Source organism: Nocardia sp. NPDC004722 (genome assembly GCF_053601505.1).
Map to the genome: position 1 here is coordinate 1 of NZ_JBSGBY010000003.1, position 17,726 is coordinate 17,726.

A 17,726-nucleotide genomic window follows, 5' to 3' on the forward strand; every position below is an offset into this window, starting at 1 on the left:
CCCGCGAGCTCCGCGGCGGCCAGCGTGGCGGCCGCGTCGAGCACGTCGAACTCCGGCGCGAAGAGCCGATCGGCGGGCACCGCGACGTCGGCGCAGACCACCTTCGCCAGCGGCACGCTCGGATCGAGTCCGGCCAGCGGTTCCACGCGCAGCCCGGGGGCGTCGGCATCGATCAGCGCCCACAGGTGACGCTCGCCGTCGCGCACCGGAACCAGCACCGCGGTTCCCGGCGCGGCACCCGCGACCGAGTCCCACTCACCGGACACCAGAACCCCGGATTCGCCCACCGATATTGCGATTTCGCCCGTGAGAGCGACACCGCATGGCGTAATCTCATCGAGCGCCTCGCCGGTCACCAGACCCGCCAAAGCCGTCGAGAGCACCGGTCCGCCGACCAGGTCGTGCGCCGCCTGTTCGATCAGGACGGCCAGATCCCCGACGGTCCCACCCGCGCCCCCGGCCTCCTCCGGCACCGCGACCCGGAAAATTCCGAGTTCGGCCAGGCGCGGCCAGTATTCGCGCCAGAATTCCGGGGCACTGGAACCCCCTTCTGGTGCTGCGCTGGAACGCAGGGTTGCAATTGGGCGCACCGCGGCTGCCCATCCACGCATCGACTCCTGGACGGCTTTATGCTCGTCAGTGGTGGCTATGGTCACACTCCATACCGCCTTTCCGGCGTGACTCGAGCTCCTAGAACATGTTCTAATGTTCGAGCCGGGCTGAAGTCAAGCGCCGTCCGGTCGCGGTACGAACTCGTGTGCAGGAAAGGACTTTCAACCGATGGCCAGTCCCTCCCGATCGCAGGCCGCCGACGGTGCCGATAGTGGACGCACCGCGTCGGCGCCCGGCGGACGGACCGCACCCGTCACCACCCTCAGCGAGGAGGACCTGAGCTCGGCTGCGCAGCGCGACCGGCGCAAGCGCATCCTCGACGCCACCCTCGCGCTGGCTTCCAAGGGCGGATACGACGCGGTCCAGATGCGAGCCGTCGCCGAACGCGCGGATGTCGCGGTCGGCACGCTCTACCGGTACTTCCCCTCCAAGGTGCACCTGCTGGTGTCCGCCCTGGCCCGGGAATTCGAGCAGTTCGAGGGTCGCCGCAAGCCTTTGGCCGGCGCCACCCCGCAGGAGCGCATGCACCTGCTGCTCACCCAGGTCACCCGGGCCATGCAGCGCGACCCGCTGCTCACCGAGGCCATGACGCGCGCCTTCATGTTCGCCGACGCTTCCGCGGCCGCCGAGGTCGATCGCGTCGGCAAGGTGATGGACCGCTTCTTCGCCCGGGCCCTGTCCGACGAGGTCCCCTCCGACCGCCAGTTGGCCATCGCCCGAGTCATTTCCGACGTGTGGCTCTCCAACCTGGTCGCCTGGCTCACCCGCCGCGCCTCCGCCACGGACGTCACCGAGCGCCTCGAGCTGACCGTCGATCTGCTCATCGGCGGAGCCGACCACTTCAAGGAGTGAGGCAAACGCCTGTGTGCGTTCGCCAATCATGAACAGGGTTGCCCGGTCCGGAGATCTGGGCAACCCTGTTTGGTTTGCTGGAACGCCGCTGGTCAAGCGGGGTTAACCACGAGTAGGCCGCGCGAGTCTCACAAAACCGGTGAACGCCGCGGAAGTGTCTTGTAAACGCTATGTATCACCGCACACACAAGCGGGCAACCAAGACCCAGTAGCATCACTCGCGCCCTGAAAAATCTCCTCCGATCATTAGGTTGGATGCGTGAGCGCACAGGATTTGTCACTGGAACTTCGCCGTGCCCTGTCGGCCATCGCCCGCGTGCCTCGGTTGCTGGTTGCTTCGGACTACGACGGGACTATCGCGCCCATCGTCTCCGACCCGACAAAGGCCTATCCCCATCGGGAGTCGGTGAGCGCCCTGCGCGCTCTCGCCGGACTCACCGGAACCACCGCCGCCGTGATCTCCGGTCGCGCCCTGCGCGATCTCGCGGCCCTGTCCCGGTTGCCCGTCGAGGTGCAGCTGATCGGTAGCCACGGTTCGGAATTCGATGTCGGCTTCGTGCACGCCATCGATAACGACGCCAAACAGCTACTGGCCGAGGTCACTACGACTCTCACCCAGATCGCTCAGGACAATCCTGGCGCTACCGTAGAAATAAAACCGGCCAGCGTGGCCCTGCACGTCCGCAATGCCAGCCCCGAAATCGGCCGTCGCGCACTGGTCGCGGTGCGGCAGGGACCCTCGGCCTGGGTCGGCGTGCAGACGACCGAGGGTAAAGAGGTGATCGAGCTCGCCGTCGTCGAAACCGACAAGGGCGCGGCCCTCGATATCGTCCGGCATCAGCAGGGCGCTTCCGCCGCCCTGTTCATCGGCGACGACGTCACCGATGAGAAGGCGTTCAAACGTCTTTCGGGACCGGATGTCGGCATCAAGGTCGGCGAGGGCGAATCCCTCGCGGAGTACCGCGTGGCCAGCACCGAGGAGGTGTCGAAGGCGCTGGCGTTCCTACTCGAGGAGCGCCGCACGTGGTTGGCAGGTGCCAGCGCCCCTCGAATCGAACGGCTGACCATGCTGGCCAGCCCGCGATCCAAGGCCCTGGTCACCCCCGACGGCACCATCACCTGGCTGTGCCATCCCGAACCCGACTCCGCCGCCGTCTTCGCCCACCTGCTGGGCGGACCGGGCGCGGGGCACTTCACGATTCAGCCCGAGCGGGCGAGCCTGCCGCTGTCCCAGCGCTATGTCGACGGCACCATGACCGTCGAAACCCGTTGGTCCAGTTTGCAGGTCGTCGACTACTTGCCGCACGACGTGGTGCCCGAACGCACCGACCTCACCCGCGTCATCACCGGTGACGCGCGGGCGGTCATCACCTTCGCACCCCGCCCGGAATTCGGGCAGGTGCCGGTGCGGCTGGTGCACGCCACCGGCGGCCTCAAGGTGGAGGGCACCAACGATCCCATCGTGCTGCGCTCCCCCGGCGTCGAATGGGAGATCATCGACGAGGGCAACCACCACACCGCGCACGCCGTGGTCGACCCGCGCCAGGGTCCGATCGTGCTCGAAATGCGCTGCGGTACCTCCGATCTCGCACCCGCCATGCGGCCCGAGTCGGACCGTCGCCGCGACGCCGAGAGCTACTGGGCGCAATGGGTCGGCACCCTCGAACTGCCGCCGCTCAAGCCCGATCTCATGAAGCGTTCGGCGCTCACCCTGCGCGGTCTGGTGCACGCGCCGTCCGGGTCCATCCTGGCGGCCGCCACCACCTCGCTGCCCGAGGACATCGGCGGCGTGCGCAACTGGGACTACCGCTACTGCTGGCTGCGCGATGCCTCGCTGACCGCGTCCGCGCTGGTCTCGCTGGGCTCGCTCGGCGAGGCCGAGGACCTGCTGGCCTGGGTGCACCGGGTGCTCGAGACCCTGCCCGGACCCGAACGGCTGCACCCGCTCTACACCCTCTACGGCGAAACCCTGCCGCCCGAGGCCGTCATCGACCAGCTGCCCGGCTACGCCGGATCGCGTCCGGTCCGCGTCGGCAACGCGGCGAACATGCAGGTCCAGCTGGACGTGTTCGGTCCCATCGTGGACCTCATCTCCCAGCTGGCCCACGCGCGGGAACGCAAGGGCATCAACGATCCCGCCAAGGCGCTGCCGGATATGGACTGGGAGTTGGTGCACGCCATGGTGTCCGCGGTGCAGCGCCGTTGGCGCGAACCCGACCACGGTATCTGGGAGATCCGCGGCAATCCGCGCCACCACGTGTACTCGAAGGTGATGGGCTGGCTCACCGTGGACCGGGCGCTCACGCTGGCCCGCCAGTTCGGGCGACCCGTCGACCCCGAGTGGGAGACGTTGCGCGACACCATCTCCGACGAGGTCAAGACCGAGGGCTGGAACGACGAGGTGCAGTCCTACACCGCGGCCTACGAGGGCACCGACCTCGACGCCGCGACCCTGCACATCGGGCTGTCCGGGCTCATCGAACCCTCGGATCCGCGCTTCGCGGCGACCGTGGTGGCGACCGAGGCCGAGCTGCGCAGCGGGTCGACCGTGTACCGGTACCACCACGACGACGGGCTGCCCGGCGGCGAGGGCGGGTTCCACCTGTGCGCGGCCTGGCTGGTCGAGGCGTATCTGCTGATCGGCAAGCGGGAGGACGCGGAAGCGTTGTTCGCGCAGCTGGTGGATGTCGCGGGACCGACGGGTCTGCTCTCCGAGGAGTACGACCCGGTCGCCGAACGCTCGCTCGGCAACCACCCGCAGGCGTACAGCCACCTCGGTTTGCTGCGCTGCGCGCAGTTGCTGAGCCAGCCGGTGGCCGCGCTGACGTAGCGATTCATGCATAAGAAAGGCCCGGAGAGCGGCTCGCTCTCCGGGCCTTTCGTGTCGCGGGACACATCTCCGGAAACGGGCTAGGGGCCTAACGGTCGTTTGCGCTACATTCAAATGGCAATCGTTTTCGTTTCTAGTAAGCCCGTAGTGCCGTTCAGGAGTAACCCGCGTGACCAAAAGCTTCGCCCGAGGATTCGCCGTGTTCGCCGCAGGACTCGCGACCGTCGCCACCCTGACCGCCTGCGGCAGCTCCACGAGCTCCGACGGACTCACCGTCGTCGCCTCTACCAATGTCTGGGGCGACATCACCAAGGCCGTGGCCGGACCGGACGTCAAGGTCGAATCGATCATCAACGATCCGAAGGTCGACCCGCACTCGTTCGAGGTCTCCCCCGCCGACGCCGCCAAGATCACCGACGCCAAGCTGGTCGTCTACAACGGCGGCCACTACGACGAGTTCATCGAAAAGGCCATCGCCGGTAAGTCGAAGACCGTCGTCAACGCCTTCGACGTCGCGGGACACGACCACGGAAGCGCATCGGCCGCAACGGATCCCGCCGCCGACACCCACTCGCACGAGGCCAACGAGCACATCTGGTACGACGTGCACGAGGTCGGCCACATCGCCGCGCACATCGCCGACGCCCTCGGCGAGATCGACCCGGATCACAAGCAGGCATACACCGATCGCGCCACCGCCTTCGCCGCCAAGCTGGCCCCCATCGAGGCCATCACCGCGAAGATCGCCGCCGACCACCCGAATCAGCCGGTCCTGCAGACCGAGCCCCTGGCCGCCTACATGCTGACCGCCGCCAAGGCCGACGACAAGACCCCGCACGCCTTCCAGGAAGCCATCGAACAGGGCACCGACCCGGCCCCCGCTGACGTCGCCGCCGTGCGAGACCTCCTGACCGGCAAGCAGGTTCGCGCCCTCGTCTACAACATCCAGACCGAGGACAAGATCACCCAGGACCTGAAGTCCACCGCCGACAAGTCCGGCGTCGCCGTCGTCGAGGTCACCGAAACCCTCCCGGCGGGCAAGGACTACATCACCTGGATGACCGACAACGCCAACGCCCTCGCCAAAGCCCTGGCATAACCACCTCCACCACCGCGTTCCCGTCTAGTTGAAGGACCCCCGCTGAACGACCGGACCACCCCGATGCCGCCGAGCGCCCACCCCGTGCCCGGCGGCACCGCCGTCTCCGAAACCCGTTCCGCCACAACCCGCGCCACCACCGCCTCCGGGAGTACCACCATGACCGCCAACCCCGCACCGGCAACCGACTCCGGCGTCACCGCGCCCAAGCCCGGTTGCTCCCCGACCGGTGCGCGCCCCCGCATCTCCTCGGGTCGCGCGTCCCGCGCGGACACTCCCTCCACATCGACAGCGGCAGAGACGATCTCGACTCCGCCGGTCACCACCGAGTCGAACGAGACCGGCCTGCCCGCGGTGCGACTATCCGGGGCCCGGTTGTCGTTCGGGGAGCGGACGCTGTGGGAGGGGCTGGATCTCGAGGTCGCGGCCGGGGAGTTCATCGCGGTGCTGGGGCCCAACGGATCCGGGAAGACCTCCATGCTGCGGATGCTGCTGGGCCAGGTGGCGTTGAGCGCGGGGACCGCCGAGGTCGCGGGAGGGCCTGCGCGGCTGGGGAATCCGGCCATCGGGTACGTGCCGCAGCAGAAGACCATCGAGGGCGGGGCTCAGTTGCGCGGGGTCGATCTGGTCGGGCTGGGGGTCGACGGTCACCGGTGGGGAATCGGATTCCGGGGGCGTAAGGAACGCAAACGGAAAGTGGCCGAGGCGATCTCGGCGGTCGGTGCGGAGAAGTTCGCGTACGCGCCACTGGACGCGCTCTCGGGTGGCGAGCAGCAGCGACTGCGAGTGGCGCAGGCCCTCGCGGGTGATCCCAAGGTCCTGCTGTGCGACGAGCCCCTGCTGTCACTGGATCTGGCGAATCAACGGCTGGTGTCCGAGCTCATCGACAAACGGCGGCGCAGCCACGAGACCGCCGTGCTCTTCGTGACACACGAGATCAATCCCATTCTGCCGCTGGTGGATCGGGTGCTGTACCTGGTGGACGGGCAGTTCCGGATCGGCACGCCCGACGAGGTGATGACCTCCGAGACGCTGTCGGAGCTCTACGGCACCCAGGTGGATGTCCTGCGTGTGCGTGGCCGTCTGGTGGTTGTCGGCACCGGTGATGCGATGGACGCGCTCGGCGAGTCCGGAGCCGCGCACTGCCACGGCGAGAACCCGAAAGAGGTGCGGGCGTAATGGAAAAGCTCTCCAAGCTGTTCTCGCAGATGTTCGACGTGTCGACCACCGCGCATCTGCTGTCCTACGACTTCGTGCAGCAGGCCGTCATCGCCGCCGCACTGCTCGGCCTGCTGGCCGGAGCCATCGGCCCGCTCATCATCAGCCGCCAGATGTCCTTCGCCGTGCACGGCACCAGCGAACTCTCACTGACCGGCGCGGCCGCCGCCCTGCTGGCCGGTGTCGGCGTGGGCGTGGGCGCGATCTTCGGTTCCGTGGTGGCGGCCGTCCTGTTCGGCGTGCTGGGTTCCCGTGCCCGCGAACGCGATTCGGTCATCGCCGTGGTGCTGTCCTTCGGCCTCGGCCTGTCGGTGCTGTTCCTGTGGCTCGGCCCCGAACGCGCGGGCTCCAAATTCTCGCTGCTCACCGGCCAGGTGGTGAGCGTCGGCAACTCCGGTCTGGGCCTGCTGGCCACCTGCACCGCCGCCGTGCTGGTGGTGCTCGCCGCGATCTACCGTCCGCTGCTGTTCGCCAGCTCCGATCCGGAAGTGGCGGTGGCGCGCGGGGTTCCGGTGCGGGCGCTGGCCATCGTGTTCGCGGTGCTGCTCGGCGTGACCGCCGCCTTCGGCGTGCAGATCGTCGGCGCGCTGCTGGTGCTGTCGCTGCTCATCACGCCCGCCGCCGCGGCCGCCCAGCTGACCGCCAGCCCGGTCCGGGTCGCGGTGCTCTCGATCGTGTTCGCCGAGATCGCCGCCGTCGGCGGCATTCTGCTGTCGCTGGCCCCCGGCGTGCCGATCTCGACCTTCGTCACCACCATCTCGTTCTCGATCTACCTGATCTGCCGGGTGGTGGGCTCGCGCACCCGCAATCGCCGCAGAGTCCTCGTCGCCGCCTGAGTCCAATTCGGCCGCCTGAGTTTCGCTTTTACGCGAATCCGCGATCTATCGCATGAGGGGCGATAGATCGCCCCGGCGCGCCCCTCCCGGCACTTTCAACCCCTCGGCCGGGAGGGGCGTTCGCGGGGTCAGCCGCCCTCGCCCGCCAACGCGAACAGCCCGTCCGCCGTCTGCTCGATGAGCCCGTCGACCAACAGCGAATCCAGTGCGCGGTCACGCTGGCCCGGATCACGGGTCCAGGCCAGGTCCAGGCGCACTCGCTCCACCGGACCCGTCGCGTCCCGCAGCACATCGAGCAGCCGCCCACGCGCCTGCCGATCGGTGCCCTCGTACTTCTGCACCCGGCGAACGATTTCCGAGACCGGACGGCCCGCCGTCACCCACGCGCAACTCGGCAACGGGCAGCGCTCGCAGTCCGGCGTGCGGGCGGTGCAGATCAGCGCACCCAACTCCATCAACGCGGCCGACATGACCGCCGCCCGATCGACCCGGGCCGGGAGCAGCGCCTCGGTCTCGGCCAGATCCCGGTTTGCCGGGTTCCCGGCGTCCGCCCTGCCGTGCACCGCACGGGCAACTACTCGGCGAACATTGGTGTCCACCACCGGAACTCGCTGTCCGTAAGCGAAGCACGCCACGGCCCGCGCGGTATACGCGCCGATGCCCGGCAGGCTCAGCAGCACATCCACATCCGCGGGCACCTCGTCACCGTGCTGCTCGGCCAGCACCCGAGCGCATTCGTGCAGCCGCATCGCCCGCCGCGGATACCCGAGCTTCCCCCACGCGCGCAACACCTCGCCCTGCGTCTCGGCCGCCATCGCCGACGGCACCGGCCACCTGGCCACCCACTCCCGCCAGATCGGTTCGACCCGCACCACCGGCGTCTGCTGCAACATGATCTCGCTCATCAGGATCTGCCACGCGGTGACCCCCGGCCGTCGCCACGGCAGGTCACGAGCGGTCTCGCCGTACCAGTCGATGAGCGCGTCGCTATCCAATTCCGTCTCCTCCCGGCGGGAAATCTCCCGCGCGCCGCCACGCGCGATGGTATCCATGTCGGCGGGGCCGGTCATCAGCGCGGCTCACCGGGTGCACGGTCACGCGGTAAGCGGGTCTTTGCCGGACCGTAACGATCCAGACTCGCCGGTAACCACTTGGCTATGGAAAATGGGACACATGCCGCATAACAACCCGATCAGTGCCTGGAAAGCCCTGCGCGAAGGCAACGAACGCTTCGTCAACGGCACCTTGCAGCACCCCGGCCAGGGCGCCATCGACCGGGCCAAGCTCGTCGCCGGCCAGCAGCCGTCCGCAGTCCTGTTCGGCTGCGGCGACTCCCGCGTCGCCGCCGAGATCATCTTCGACCAGGGCCTCGGCGACATGTTCGTGGTCCGCACCGCGGGCCACGTCATCGACTCCTCGGTGCTCGGTTCCATCGAATACGGCGTGCAGGTGCTGTCGGTGCCGCTGATCGTCGTGCTCGGCCACGACAGCTGCGGCGCGGTCCGCGCCACCATCGACGCCCTCGACCACGGCAATGTGCCCGGCGGCTTCATCCGCTCGGTCGTCGAGAAGGTCACCCCGTCCATCCTCATCGGCCGCCGCGAGGGCCTGTCCGAGGTCGACGAGCTCGAGGCCCGCCACGTCGAGGAGACCGCCCGCCTGCTCATGCAGCGGTCGATGATCATCTCTCAGCGCGTGGCCACCGGCGAATGCGCCATCGCCTGCGTCACCTACAACCTCAGCGACGGCGAGATCAACCTGCACCGCGTCATCGGCAATATCGGCGAGGTCGTCTAGTCCGGTCTGCCGGTTGCGTCCGGGGGCGGCGGAATTTACCGCCCCCGTAGTCGCTTTCACGTCCGACACGCCGAGACCCTGCTCGGGGTGATCCCGACGGTGCCCTTACCGTTGTCACCGTGCTGGAACCGAACGGACCACTGCCACCGGAGATCTACTGGCGCCGCCGCGCGGCCGCGATCGGTGCGATCGTGATCGCGCTCGCGCTGGTGATCTGGATTGCCTTCGCGCTGTTGAAGGGCGGTGGCGACCACAAGACCGACGCCAAGCCCGCCGCCACCTCCAGCGCCGCGGCCAAGCCCGCCGGCAGCTCCTCGGGCGCGCCGGATCCCAGCTCCGCCAAGCCCTCCGGCTCCACCTCCGCCGGGGCCGCTCCCGCCGCGCAGGGCCAGTGCCCCGACCAGTCGCTGGCCGTGAAGGTCACCGTCGGGCAGCCCACCTACAAGACCGGCGACCAGCCGCAGTTCGGCATCGTCATCACCAATATCTCCAGCGCCGCCTGCGAGCGCGACATGGGCTCGGGCCTCCAACTGGTCCAGGTGCAGTCGCTCGACGGCCAGCGCAAGCTGTGGTCCAGCACCGACTGCTTCCCGGACGGCACCCCCGACCTGCGCACCCTGGCCCCCGGCCAGCAGGCCGCCTTCACCGTCACCTGGTCGGGCTCGACCTCGCAGCCCAGCTGCGCGGGCGATCGCGTGCCCGTCCCGGCGGGCCCGTACACCGTTGTGGCCCAGCTCGGTTCGGTACGCAGCGCTCCGGAACCGTTCAATATCGCCTGAACAGAGTCCGGCGCACGGTAATCCGGCACATGCCGAATCGGGGCGGAATCCCAGCGGATTCCGCCCCGATTCTTTTTGCGTTCAGCTGCTCTCGAAATTCATCGATGCGAAAATCGGGCGTCGCTATTCAGCCATTTCCATCGGGACGTCGGCGCGCTTGCGGCGACGCAATCCGGTAACCGCAAGCGCCGCACGAATATCGGCGACCTCGTGCAATTTCATACCGCGCCCGGTCCGTTCCACCCCGGGCGGCACCAATGCCTCGGTGAAGCCGAGCCGCTCCGCCTCCGCGAGCCTGCGGGTCAGCCCGGTCACCTGCCGCACCTCCCCCGCCAGGCCCACCTCGCCCAGCACCACCATCCCGCTGGGCAGCGCCAGATCCTGGCTGGCGCTGGCAATGGCAAGCGCGACAGCCAGATCCGCGGCGGGCTCGGTGAGCCGCATACCGCCCACCGTGGCCGCGTACACGTCCTGCTTGCCCACGAACACGCCCCCGCGGCTCTGCAGGACCGCCAGGACCATGGAAACGCGGTTGTAGTCCAGCCCGCTCACCGCACGCCGCGGTGCGGGCGCCTGGGTGTCCACGGTGAGCCCCTGCACCTCGCCCAGCATGGGCCGCTTGCCGTCCATGGCGACCGTCACCGCGGTCCCGGGCACCGCGTCGCCCCGGTGATGCAGGAACAGCCCCGAAGGGTCGTCCACGCAATGGATTCCGGCCTCCCGCATCTCGAAGCAGCCGACCTCGTCGGTGCTGCCGAAACGGTTCTTGATGCCGCGCACCATGCGCAGCGACGAATGCTTGTCCCCCTCGAACTGCAGCACCACGTCCACCAGATGCTCGAGCGTGCGCGGACCGGCCACCGCGCCGTCCTTGGTGACGTGCCCGACCAGCAGCACCGCGATCCCGCTCGCCTTGGCCAGCGAGGTGAGCGCCGCCGTCACCGAACGCACCTGGGTGACACCGCCGATCACGCCGTCCGCGTCGGCGGCCAGCATGGTCTGCACCGAGTCCACCACCAGCAGTGAGGGTTTCACCTGCTCCACATGCCCGAGAATGGTGCCCAGATCCGATTCCGCGGCCAGGTACACCTTGTCGTGCACCGCCCCCGTCCGGTCCGCCCGCAACCGCACCTGCCCCGCCGACTCCTCCGCGGTGACGTACAGCGCGATCTCGTCGCGCGCCCGCGCCCACCGATGCGCCACCTCGAGCAGCAGCGTCGACTTCCCGACCCCCGGCTCCCCCGACAACAGCACCACCGACCCGGGAATGATCCCCCCGCCCAGCACCCGGTCCAGTTCGGAGACGCCCGTGCCGCGCGCGAAGGTCTTGTTGGAATCGATGGCCGAGATCGGCACGGCCGCCGTGCTCGGCAACATCGCCCGCCGCCCCACGGCCACCGCCGCCGACGAGGACGCCACCTCCTCGATGGTCCCCCAGCCGCCGCAATCCGGGCAGCGCCCAACCCATTTCGCGACCTCGTGCGAGCACTCCGCGCACCGGTACAGCGATTTCACCTTGGCCACGCCGGGCAGCCTAACGAGCGCCTCCGACACTCCCGGGCAACACCGCCGCCGGAAAGTTACGCTGCCGGGCCCGGATACGACCGTGCCCGCCCCGGATCATCCGGGACGGGCACGGTGCGAAGTTCGGTGCGAGGACTACTCGCCGCCCTTGTGCTCCTGCTTGGCGGGCTCCTGACGCGGGTTGTTCGGCCCGGCGTCGACCGGAACGTTCACGACGACCGTCTCGGCGGCCTGCTTGAAGACGAAGGTGACCGGGTAGGTCAGGCCGGGGGTGACGTCCTTGGTCAGCCCGGTGACCTCGATCAGGATCGGCTTGAGCGCCGGGTCGGCGGCCTTGTCACCGGCCGGCTGGCCCTCGTTCTGGTCGTGCACGGCGGCCGCGCTCGCGGCGTCCTTGGCGGTCGGCTTGTCGGCGACGACCGTGCTGGACGGCTTGATCTCCACCTTGTCGGCCAGCTTGACCTGGCCCAGGTCGGTGTTGATGGCGACCAGCTCGTCGGTCTTGGAGTCGCTCAGGTTGATGGCACTGAAGGCGAGCACGGCCTTGCCGCCCTTGGTGTTGTTGTATTCCTCGGTCTGCGGCAGCAGGAAGCGGACGTCGCGCAGCGCGATGGAACCGACGTTGGCGCTGTTGCCGTTGACGGCGGCGACCTGGGTGGCGGTCTGCGAGACCTGACCGGCGCCGCAACCCGACAGCGCGAGCACCGCGCCCGCGGCGAGTGCGGCAACTGTCACGGCACGCCGCCGCGGCTTCGACGCAGTGGTGGCTTTCAGGGCAGTCACGGGGTCCTCCATGTCGACCGGGCTAACTCCACTATGGAGAGTAGTAGTCAGAGAGCGTAATGCGTGGCTCCCCCCGCGCTACACGCGGGCGGTGTCGCGCGCGTGGCGCAAGTCGATGTCGCGCGCGTGGCGCAAGTTGATCGAGGGGCCTACGAGACTCGCCCGGATACCCGACCGTGACCGGCGAGGCGACCGGGCGCGATGTGTCAGGGGGCATGACAGAGATTTGCGGACGACTTCTCGAGTGATGCATTGCCGTTTATGCGAGGGTGCTCGGAGCGTGCCCGGTCGCGTATGCGAACTACGCACTCGCATATGCGCGCGACAAGTGCGATGCGCTATCCCCTTATGCCACAACGGGATGCACACGATTCGCGTTCTGTCAACCCCCGCCGCCGCCTCGTTGTGGCCCTGACCTGCGCCGTTGATCGCGCCGTTACCGAGTCGCATGTTAAACTGTGAACATCGAAAGGGGCACGGGACACATGATTTTTAAGGTCGGAGACACCGTCGTTTACCCCCACCACGGAGCGGCGCTGATCGAAGCTATCGAAACCCGCACCATCAAGGGTGTACAAAAGGAGTATCTGGTCCTGAAGGTCGCTCAAGGCGACCTGACCGTTCGGGTTCCCGCAGAGAACGCAGAGTATGTCGGCGTCCGCGACGTCGTCGGCCAGGAAGGTCTCGACAAGGTCTTCCAGGTGCTGCGCGCTCCGCACACTGAAGAGCCGACCAACTGGTCGCGCCGCTACAAGGCCAACCTGGAGAAGCTCGCCTCCGGCGATGTGAACAAGGTGGCCGAGGTCGTTCGCGACCTGTGGCGTCGTGAGCAGGATCGCGGCCTGTCCGCCGGTGAGAAGCGGATGCTGGCCAAGGCCCGTCAGATCCTCGTCGGTGAGCTCGCGCTCGCGGAAGGTACCGACGACGTGAAGGCCGAGACCCTGCTCGACGAGGTTCTCGCAGCGGCCTCCTGACCGTGAAAACAACACCCGGCGACGGCACTCGTGTCGTCGCTCTGGTTCCTGCCGCCGGTATGGGCGTGCGTCTCGGTGAGAACAAGCCGAAGGCCTTCGTCCATGTCGGCGGCAGTCCCATGCTCACTCGGGCGGTCCAGGGATTGATAGATTCCGGCTCGGTCGACGATGTTGTGGTTATGGTGCCCGCCGAACTCGTCACCGAGACCCGCGCCCTGCTGCCCGTCTCCGCCGTACCCGTGCACGTGGTCCCCGGCGGAGCCGAGCGCACGGATTCCGTGCGGGCCGGATTGGCCGCCGCACCCGAGGCCACCCTGGTGCTCGTGCACGACGCGGCACGCGCCCTGACTCCGCCCGCGCTCATCACCCGCGTGGTCGACGAACTGCGCGCGGGCGCGCGGGCCGTGGTGCCCGCGCTGCCGGTGACCGACACCATCAAGTCCGTGGACACCGCGGGCGCGGTGACCGGCACGCCGGATCGATCCGGGTTGCGCGCCATCCAGACTCCGCAGGGCTTCGACGCCGAGCTGCTGCGCGCCGCCTACGCTGTGGGTACACAGGCGACGGACGATGCGGGGTTGGTGGAGATGCTCGGGGTGACCGTTCGGACGGTGCTCGGCGACGCGCTGGCCTTCAAAATCACCACGCCGCTGGATCTGGTCTTGGCCGATACCCTTGCCGCCCGACGTGATACCGCCGACACCGCAGGTGGGCTGGACACGACACGCGAGGCGGTGATCGCCCCGTGATCGATCCGAGAGCCCTGCGCACCGGAATCGGCAGCGATGTGCACCCCATCGAACCCGGACGGCCTTGCTGGATGGCGGGTCTGCTCTTCGAGGGCGACAGCGGCTGCGAAGGGCACTCCGACGGCGATGTCGCGGCGCACGCGCTGTGCGACGCACTGCTGTCCGCGGCCGGATTGGGCGATGTCGGAGCGGTTTTCGGCACCGGCCGGCCGGAGTGGCAGGGCGTGTCGGGCGCGGCCATGTTGAAGGAAGTCCGGCGGCTGCTGGATGAGGCCGGATTCGACATTGTCAATGCGGCTGTACAGGTAATCGGAAATCGTCCGAAAATCGGTCCGCGGCGGGCCGAGGCGCAAGAGGTATTGGGCGAGATTCTGGGTGCGCCGATCTCGGTGTCGGGCACCACGACCGACGGATTGGGCCTCACCGGCCGGGGCGAGGGCGTGGCCTCCATCGCCACCGCGCTGCTGTGTCTTCGGGCCTGACGACACCGCGGTGTCGCCGGGCCTGACGCGCCCGTAATCCGCCCATTCCCAACAGCTAGGATGCCCGTCGTGACTCTGCGCCTTTTCGACACCGAGACGCGGACCCTGCGTGAATTCACTCCGCTGGTCCCCGGCAAAGCCTCGGTGTACCTGTGCGGCGCGACCGTTCAGGGGAACCCGCACATCGGTCACGTGCGCAGCGGCGTCGCCTTCGACGTGCTGCGACGCTGGTTGGCCGCCAATGATTTCGATGTCGCCTTCATTCGCAATGTCACCGATATCGACGACAAGATTCTGAACAAGGCCGCCGAGCACGGCCGCCCGTGGTGGGAGTGGGCGGCCACGCACGAGCGAGCCTTCGACCGCGCGTACGAGACGCTCGGGGTGCTGCCGCCCTCGGGCGAGCCGCGCGCGACCGGGCACATCACCCAGATGGTCGGGATGATGGAGCGGCTCATCGAGCGCGGGCACGCCTACGCGTCGGCGGGCAATGTCTATTTCGACGTGCTGAGTTATCCCGCCTACGGGCAGCTGTCCGGGCACAAGCTCGACGACGTGCACCAGGGTGAGAGCGCGGGCCAGGGCAAGAAGGACGCGCGCGATTTCACGCTGTGGAAGGCCGCCAAGCCGGGCGAGCCGAGCTGGCCCTCGCCGTGGGGTCCCGGGCGTCCGGGCTGGCATCTGGAATGCTCGGCCATGGCCGAGTTCTATCTGGGTCCCGAATTCGATATCCATTGCGGTGGAATGGATCTGGTTTTCCCGCACCACGAGAACGAGATCGCGCAGTCGCGCGCGGCCGGGGACGGGTTCGCCCGCTACTGGCTGCACAACGGCTGGGTGACCATGTCCGGCGAGAAGATGTCGAAATCGCTGGGCAATGTGCTCTCGATTCCGAATGTGCTGGAACGGGTCGGCGTGCGTCCGGTCGAATTGCGCTACTACCTCGGCAGCGTGAATTACCGCTCGCAGCTCGAATATTCGGATGAGGCGCTCACCGAGTACGCGACCAGTTACCAGCGCATCGAGGCGTTCGTGCTGCGGACGCTGGAGCGGGCCGGGTCGGTTCCGGTCGGGACCTGGACGCCCGCTTTCGCGGACGCGCTGAACGACGATCTCGGAGTGCCGCAGGCGCTGGCCGTGATTCACGGCGTCGTGAGCGAAGGCAACAAGGTGCTCGACGCCGGTGACCTCACGGGCGCGCGGCTGCTGGCCGGGCAGGTCCGGGCCATGCTGGGCATTCTCGGCGTGGATCCGCTCGATGAGCACTGGGTGGCGCCCGCGGACAATTCCGCGGCCATCGCCGCGCTCGATGTCCTCATCGGCGCGGAGTTGCAGCGGCGGCAGCAGGCGCGCGCGGACAAGGATTGGCCCGCCGCCGACGCTGTCCGCGACCGGCTCAAGGCCGCGGGCGTCGAGGTCACCGACACTCCGCAGGGCGCGGAGTGGTCACTGTCCAAGGACAAGAAGTAGGCGATCCGCGCGAGCGGAACAATCCCGCCCGCATACCGCGTGGGTCGGCCCGCGCGGTGTGGCGGAGCCCACCGAATTCGAGGTCGCGGGCCAGGGTGGGGCACAATTCTTAGCGTCCCTCCGGCAATGTCGCACGGTTCGTGACCGGTCCGGGGGCGCTGCTGAGTCAGCAGCGCGGAGTTTTTGATAGGGCGCAGCCATCAGCTGCGCCGACCGGAGGCAGGTTTCCCGCATGATCGACCGTGAGCGGGTTCGTCCCGCGGCCGGGTCGAGGCGGGTCACCCGCAAAAGACGGAAGGCGAAGTGATGGCAGGCAATTCCCAGCGGCGCGGGGCGACGCGCAAGGACGGCAGCAAGAAGGGTCAGACCGTCGGGTCCGGCGGGCAGCGCCGCCGCGGTCTCGAGGGCAAGGGGGCGACCCCGAAGGCCGAGGACCGGGTCTATCACGTGGCCGCCAAGCGCGCGAAGGCGAAGGCCAAGGCGCAGGCGAGCGCCGCGACCACGCGGTCGCGCAATGCCTCCCGGCCGATCGCGGGCCGCAAGGACAACGAGGGGCCGGAGCTGGTGCTCGGCCGCAACCCGGTGGTGGAGTGCCTGCGCGCGGGCGTGCCCGCGACCGCGCTGTATGTCGCCAATGGCACCGAGAACGACGATCGGCTCTCCGAGTCGGTGAAGATCGCGGCCGAGATCGGCATCTCGATCCTGGAGGTGCCGCGCACCGATCTGGACAAGATGAGCCACAACGGCATGCATCAGGGACTGGCGCTGCAGGTGCCGCCCTACAAGTACGCGCATCCGGACGATCTGGTGGACCGGGTGCACAACTCCGGTGAGCCCGCGCTGCTGGTGGCGCTGGACAATATCTCCGATCCGCGCAATCTGGGTGCGGTCATTCGGTCGGTGGCGGCCTTCGGCGGGCAGGGCGTGGTGATCCCGCAGCGGCGCAGCGCCAGCGTGACCGCGGTGGCGTGGCGCACCAGTGCCGGTGCGGCGGCGCGGCTTCCGGTGGCGCGGGCCACGAATCTGACTCGCACGCTGAAGGATTGGGCCAACAAGGGCTATCAGATCGTCGGCCTGGACGCGGGCGGGGACACCCATCTGGACGAATTCGACGGCAGCGCACCGACGGTCATCGTGGTCGGATCCGAGGGCAAGGGCCTCTCGCGCCTGGTGCGCGAGACCTGCGACGCGATCCTGAGCATTCCGATGGCGGGACCGGTGGAATCACTCAACGCCTCGGTGGCGGCGGGCGTGGTGCTCGCCGAGGTGGCGCGGCAGCGCCGAGCCTGAGTCGAGACCGCCGGGTCCGAACCGGACGGTCGCCCATTTGGTTTCGGGGCCCCAGGGGCCTCGATGACCAAGTGGCGCAAGCGAAGACCGCGCGTCAGCCTGCCGGGAAGGTGCCAACGCCCGTAAACTCGGGCGGTGGTCTTCGATCAACCGCCCATCGGCTCCCCCGTCGAGCACGAGCACGCAACCGCCGTCCTGCTGCTCGGGGCGCTCAGCGTGTTCTGCTGCGGCGCACTGGGCCCGATCGCGTGGGCCATGGGGCGGCGGGCGCTCAATGACATCGAGGCGGGCGGGGGCCGCTTCGGTGGCCGCGTGCAGGTGCTCGTCGGCTATCTGCTCGGCATTGTCGGGACCTGCTTCATGGTGGTGCTCGGCGTGCTGTTCCTGCTGATGGCGATCAGCGGCCGCGCCTGATCGCCACGCTCTCCGTC

At 68.6% G+C, this 17,726-nt stretch carries 17 protein-coding genes; 13 read left to right on the forward strand and 4 right to left on the reverse strand.

The window, feature by feature from the left end:
• Window positions 1-590, reverse strand: a 590-nt coding sequence (locus ACWELQ_RS01120) for an acyl-CoA dehydrogenase family protein (RefSeq protein ID WP_452394992.1), incomplete at its 3' end; no start/stop codon positions are given.
• Between the two features lie 190 nt (window positions 591-780).
• On the opposite strand from ACWELQ_RS01120, the gene kstR reads away from it, so the two are divergent.
• The 5 genes from kstR to ACWELQ_RS01145 all read left to right on the forward strand — a co-directional run bounded on the left by kstR (window position 781) and on the right by ACWELQ_RS01145 (window position 7,447).
• Window positions 781-1,464 (forward strand): cholesterol catabolism transcriptional regulator KstR, encoded by a 684-nt coding sequence (gene kstR / locus ACWELQ_RS01125; protein WP_452394993.1) that lies wholly within the window; start codon window positions 781-783, stop codon window positions 1,462-1,464.
• Between the two features lie 259 nt (window positions 1,465-1,723).
• Entirely contained in the window at window positions 1,724-4,294 is a 2,571-nt protein-coding gene (otsB, locus tag ACWELQ_RS01130) for a trehalose-phosphatase (protein ID WP_452394994.1), read from the forward strand.
• Window positions 4,295-4,463: 169 nt separating this feature from the next.
• Window positions 4,464-5,393: a metal ABC transporter solute-binding protein, Zn/Mn family gene (locus ACWELQ_RS01135; protein WP_452394995.1), complete on the forward strand. Its 930-nt coding sequence runs from the start codon at window positions 4,464-4,466 to the stop codon at window positions 5,391-5,393.
• A 303-nt stretch (window positions 5,394-5,696) separates the two neighbouring features.
• Window positions 5,697-6,572, forward strand: a complete 876-nt coding sequence (locus ACWELQ_RS01140) for a metal ABC transporter ATP-binding protein (protein WP_452395041.1) — start codon at window positions 5,697-5,699, stop codon at window positions 6,570-6,572.
• Window positions 6,572-7,447 (forward strand): metal ABC transporter permease, encoded by an 876-nt coding sequence (locus tag ACWELQ_RS01145; protein WP_452394996.1) that lies wholly within the window; start codon window positions 6,572-6,574, stop codon window positions 7,445-7,447. The genes ACWELQ_RS01140 and ACWELQ_RS01145 overlap by 1 nt, the downstream gene beginning before the upstream one ends.
• Window positions 7,448-7,575: 128 nt before the next feature.
• On the opposite strand, the gene ACWELQ_RS01150 is transcribed toward ACWELQ_RS01145, so the two are convergent.
• Window positions 7,576-8,499 (reverse strand): A/G-specific adenine glycosylase, encoded by a 924-nt coding sequence (locus ACWELQ_RS01150; protein WP_452395042.1) that lies wholly within the window; start codon window positions 8,497-8,499, stop codon window positions 7,576-7,578.
• A gap of 121 nt (window positions 8,500-8,620) precedes the next feature.
• Between ACWELQ_RS01150 and ACWELQ_RS01155 the strand changes: the two genes are divergently transcribed.
• Window positions 8,621-9,244, forward strand: a complete 624-nt coding sequence (locus ACWELQ_RS01155; protein WP_452394997.1) for a carbonic anhydrase — start codon at window positions 8,621-8,623, stop codon at window positions 9,242-9,244.
• Between the two features lie 119 nt (window positions 9,245-9,363).
• Complete coding sequence (locus ACWELQ_RS01160) at window positions 9,364-10,023, forward strand: hypothetical protein (RefSeq protein WP_452394998.1); 660 nt, start codon at window positions 9,364-9,366, stop codon at window positions 10,021-10,023.
• Between the two features lie 123 nt (window positions 10,024-10,146).
• Here the strand turns inward: ACWELQ_RS01160 and radA are convergent, their stop codons facing one another.
• Both radA and ACWELQ_RS01170 read right to left on the reverse strand, forming a co-directional pair.
• Window positions 10,147-11,547, reverse strand: coding sequence for a DNA repair protein RadA (gene radA, locus ACWELQ_RS01165; RefSeq protein ID WP_452394999.1), 1,401 nt, complete (start codon window positions 11,545-11,547; stop codon window positions 10,147-10,149).
• A gap of 135 nt (window positions 11,548-11,682) precedes the next feature.
• Window positions 11,683-12,330, reverse strand: coding sequence for a hypothetical protein (locus ACWELQ_RS01170; protein ID WP_452395000.1), 648 nt, complete (start codon window positions 12,328-12,330; stop codon window positions 11,683-11,685).
• 485 nt (window positions 12,331-12,815) lie between these two features.
• Between ACWELQ_RS01170 and carD the strand changes: the two genes are divergently transcribed.
• The 6 genes from carD to ACWELQ_RS01200 all read left to right on the forward strand — a co-directional run bounded on the left by carD (window position 12,816) and on the right by ACWELQ_RS01200 (window position 17,709).
• Entirely contained in the window at window positions 12,816-13,304 is a 489-nt protein-coding gene (gene carD, locus ACWELQ_RS01175; RefSeq protein ID WP_025346809.1) for an RNA polymerase-binding transcription factor CarD, read from the forward strand.
• A 2-nt stretch (window positions 13,305-13,306) separates the two neighbouring features.
• Window positions 13,307-14,053, forward strand: coding sequence for a 2-C-methyl-D-erythritol 4-phosphate cytidylyltransferase (gene ispD / locus ACWELQ_RS01180; protein ID WP_452395001.1), 747 nt, complete (start codon window positions 13,307-13,309; stop codon window positions 14,051-14,053).
• Between the two features lie 14 nt (window positions 14,054-14,067).
• A complete protein-coding gene (gene ispF, locus ACWELQ_RS01185) occupies window positions 14,068-14,535 on the forward strand; it encodes a 2-C-methyl-D-erythritol 2,4-cyclodiphosphate synthase (protein ID WP_452395043.1) in 468 nt (155 codons plus the stop codon).
• Between the two features lie 69 nt (window positions 14,536-14,604).
• Window positions 14,605-16,005, forward strand: coding sequence for a cysteine--tRNA ligase (gene cysS / locus ACWELQ_RS01190; protein WP_452395002.1), 1,401 nt, complete (start codon window positions 14,605-14,607; stop codon window positions 16,003-16,005).
• A 306-nt stretch (window positions 16,006-16,311) separates the two neighbouring features.
• Window positions 16,312-17,295, forward strand: a complete 984-nt coding sequence (rlmB, locus tag ACWELQ_RS01195) for a 23S rRNA (guanosine(2251)-2'-O)-methyltransferase RlmB (protein WP_452395003.1) — start codon at window positions 16,312-16,314, stop codon at window positions 17,293-17,295.
• A gap of 135 nt (window positions 17,296-17,430) precedes the next feature.
• Window positions 17,431-17,709, forward strand: a complete 279-nt coding sequence (locus ACWELQ_RS01200) for a DUF4190 domain-containing protein (RefSeq protein WP_452395004.1) — start codon at window positions 17,431-17,433, stop codon at window positions 17,707-17,709.
• The last annotated feature ends 17 nt before the right edge of the window (window positions 17,710-17,726 follow it).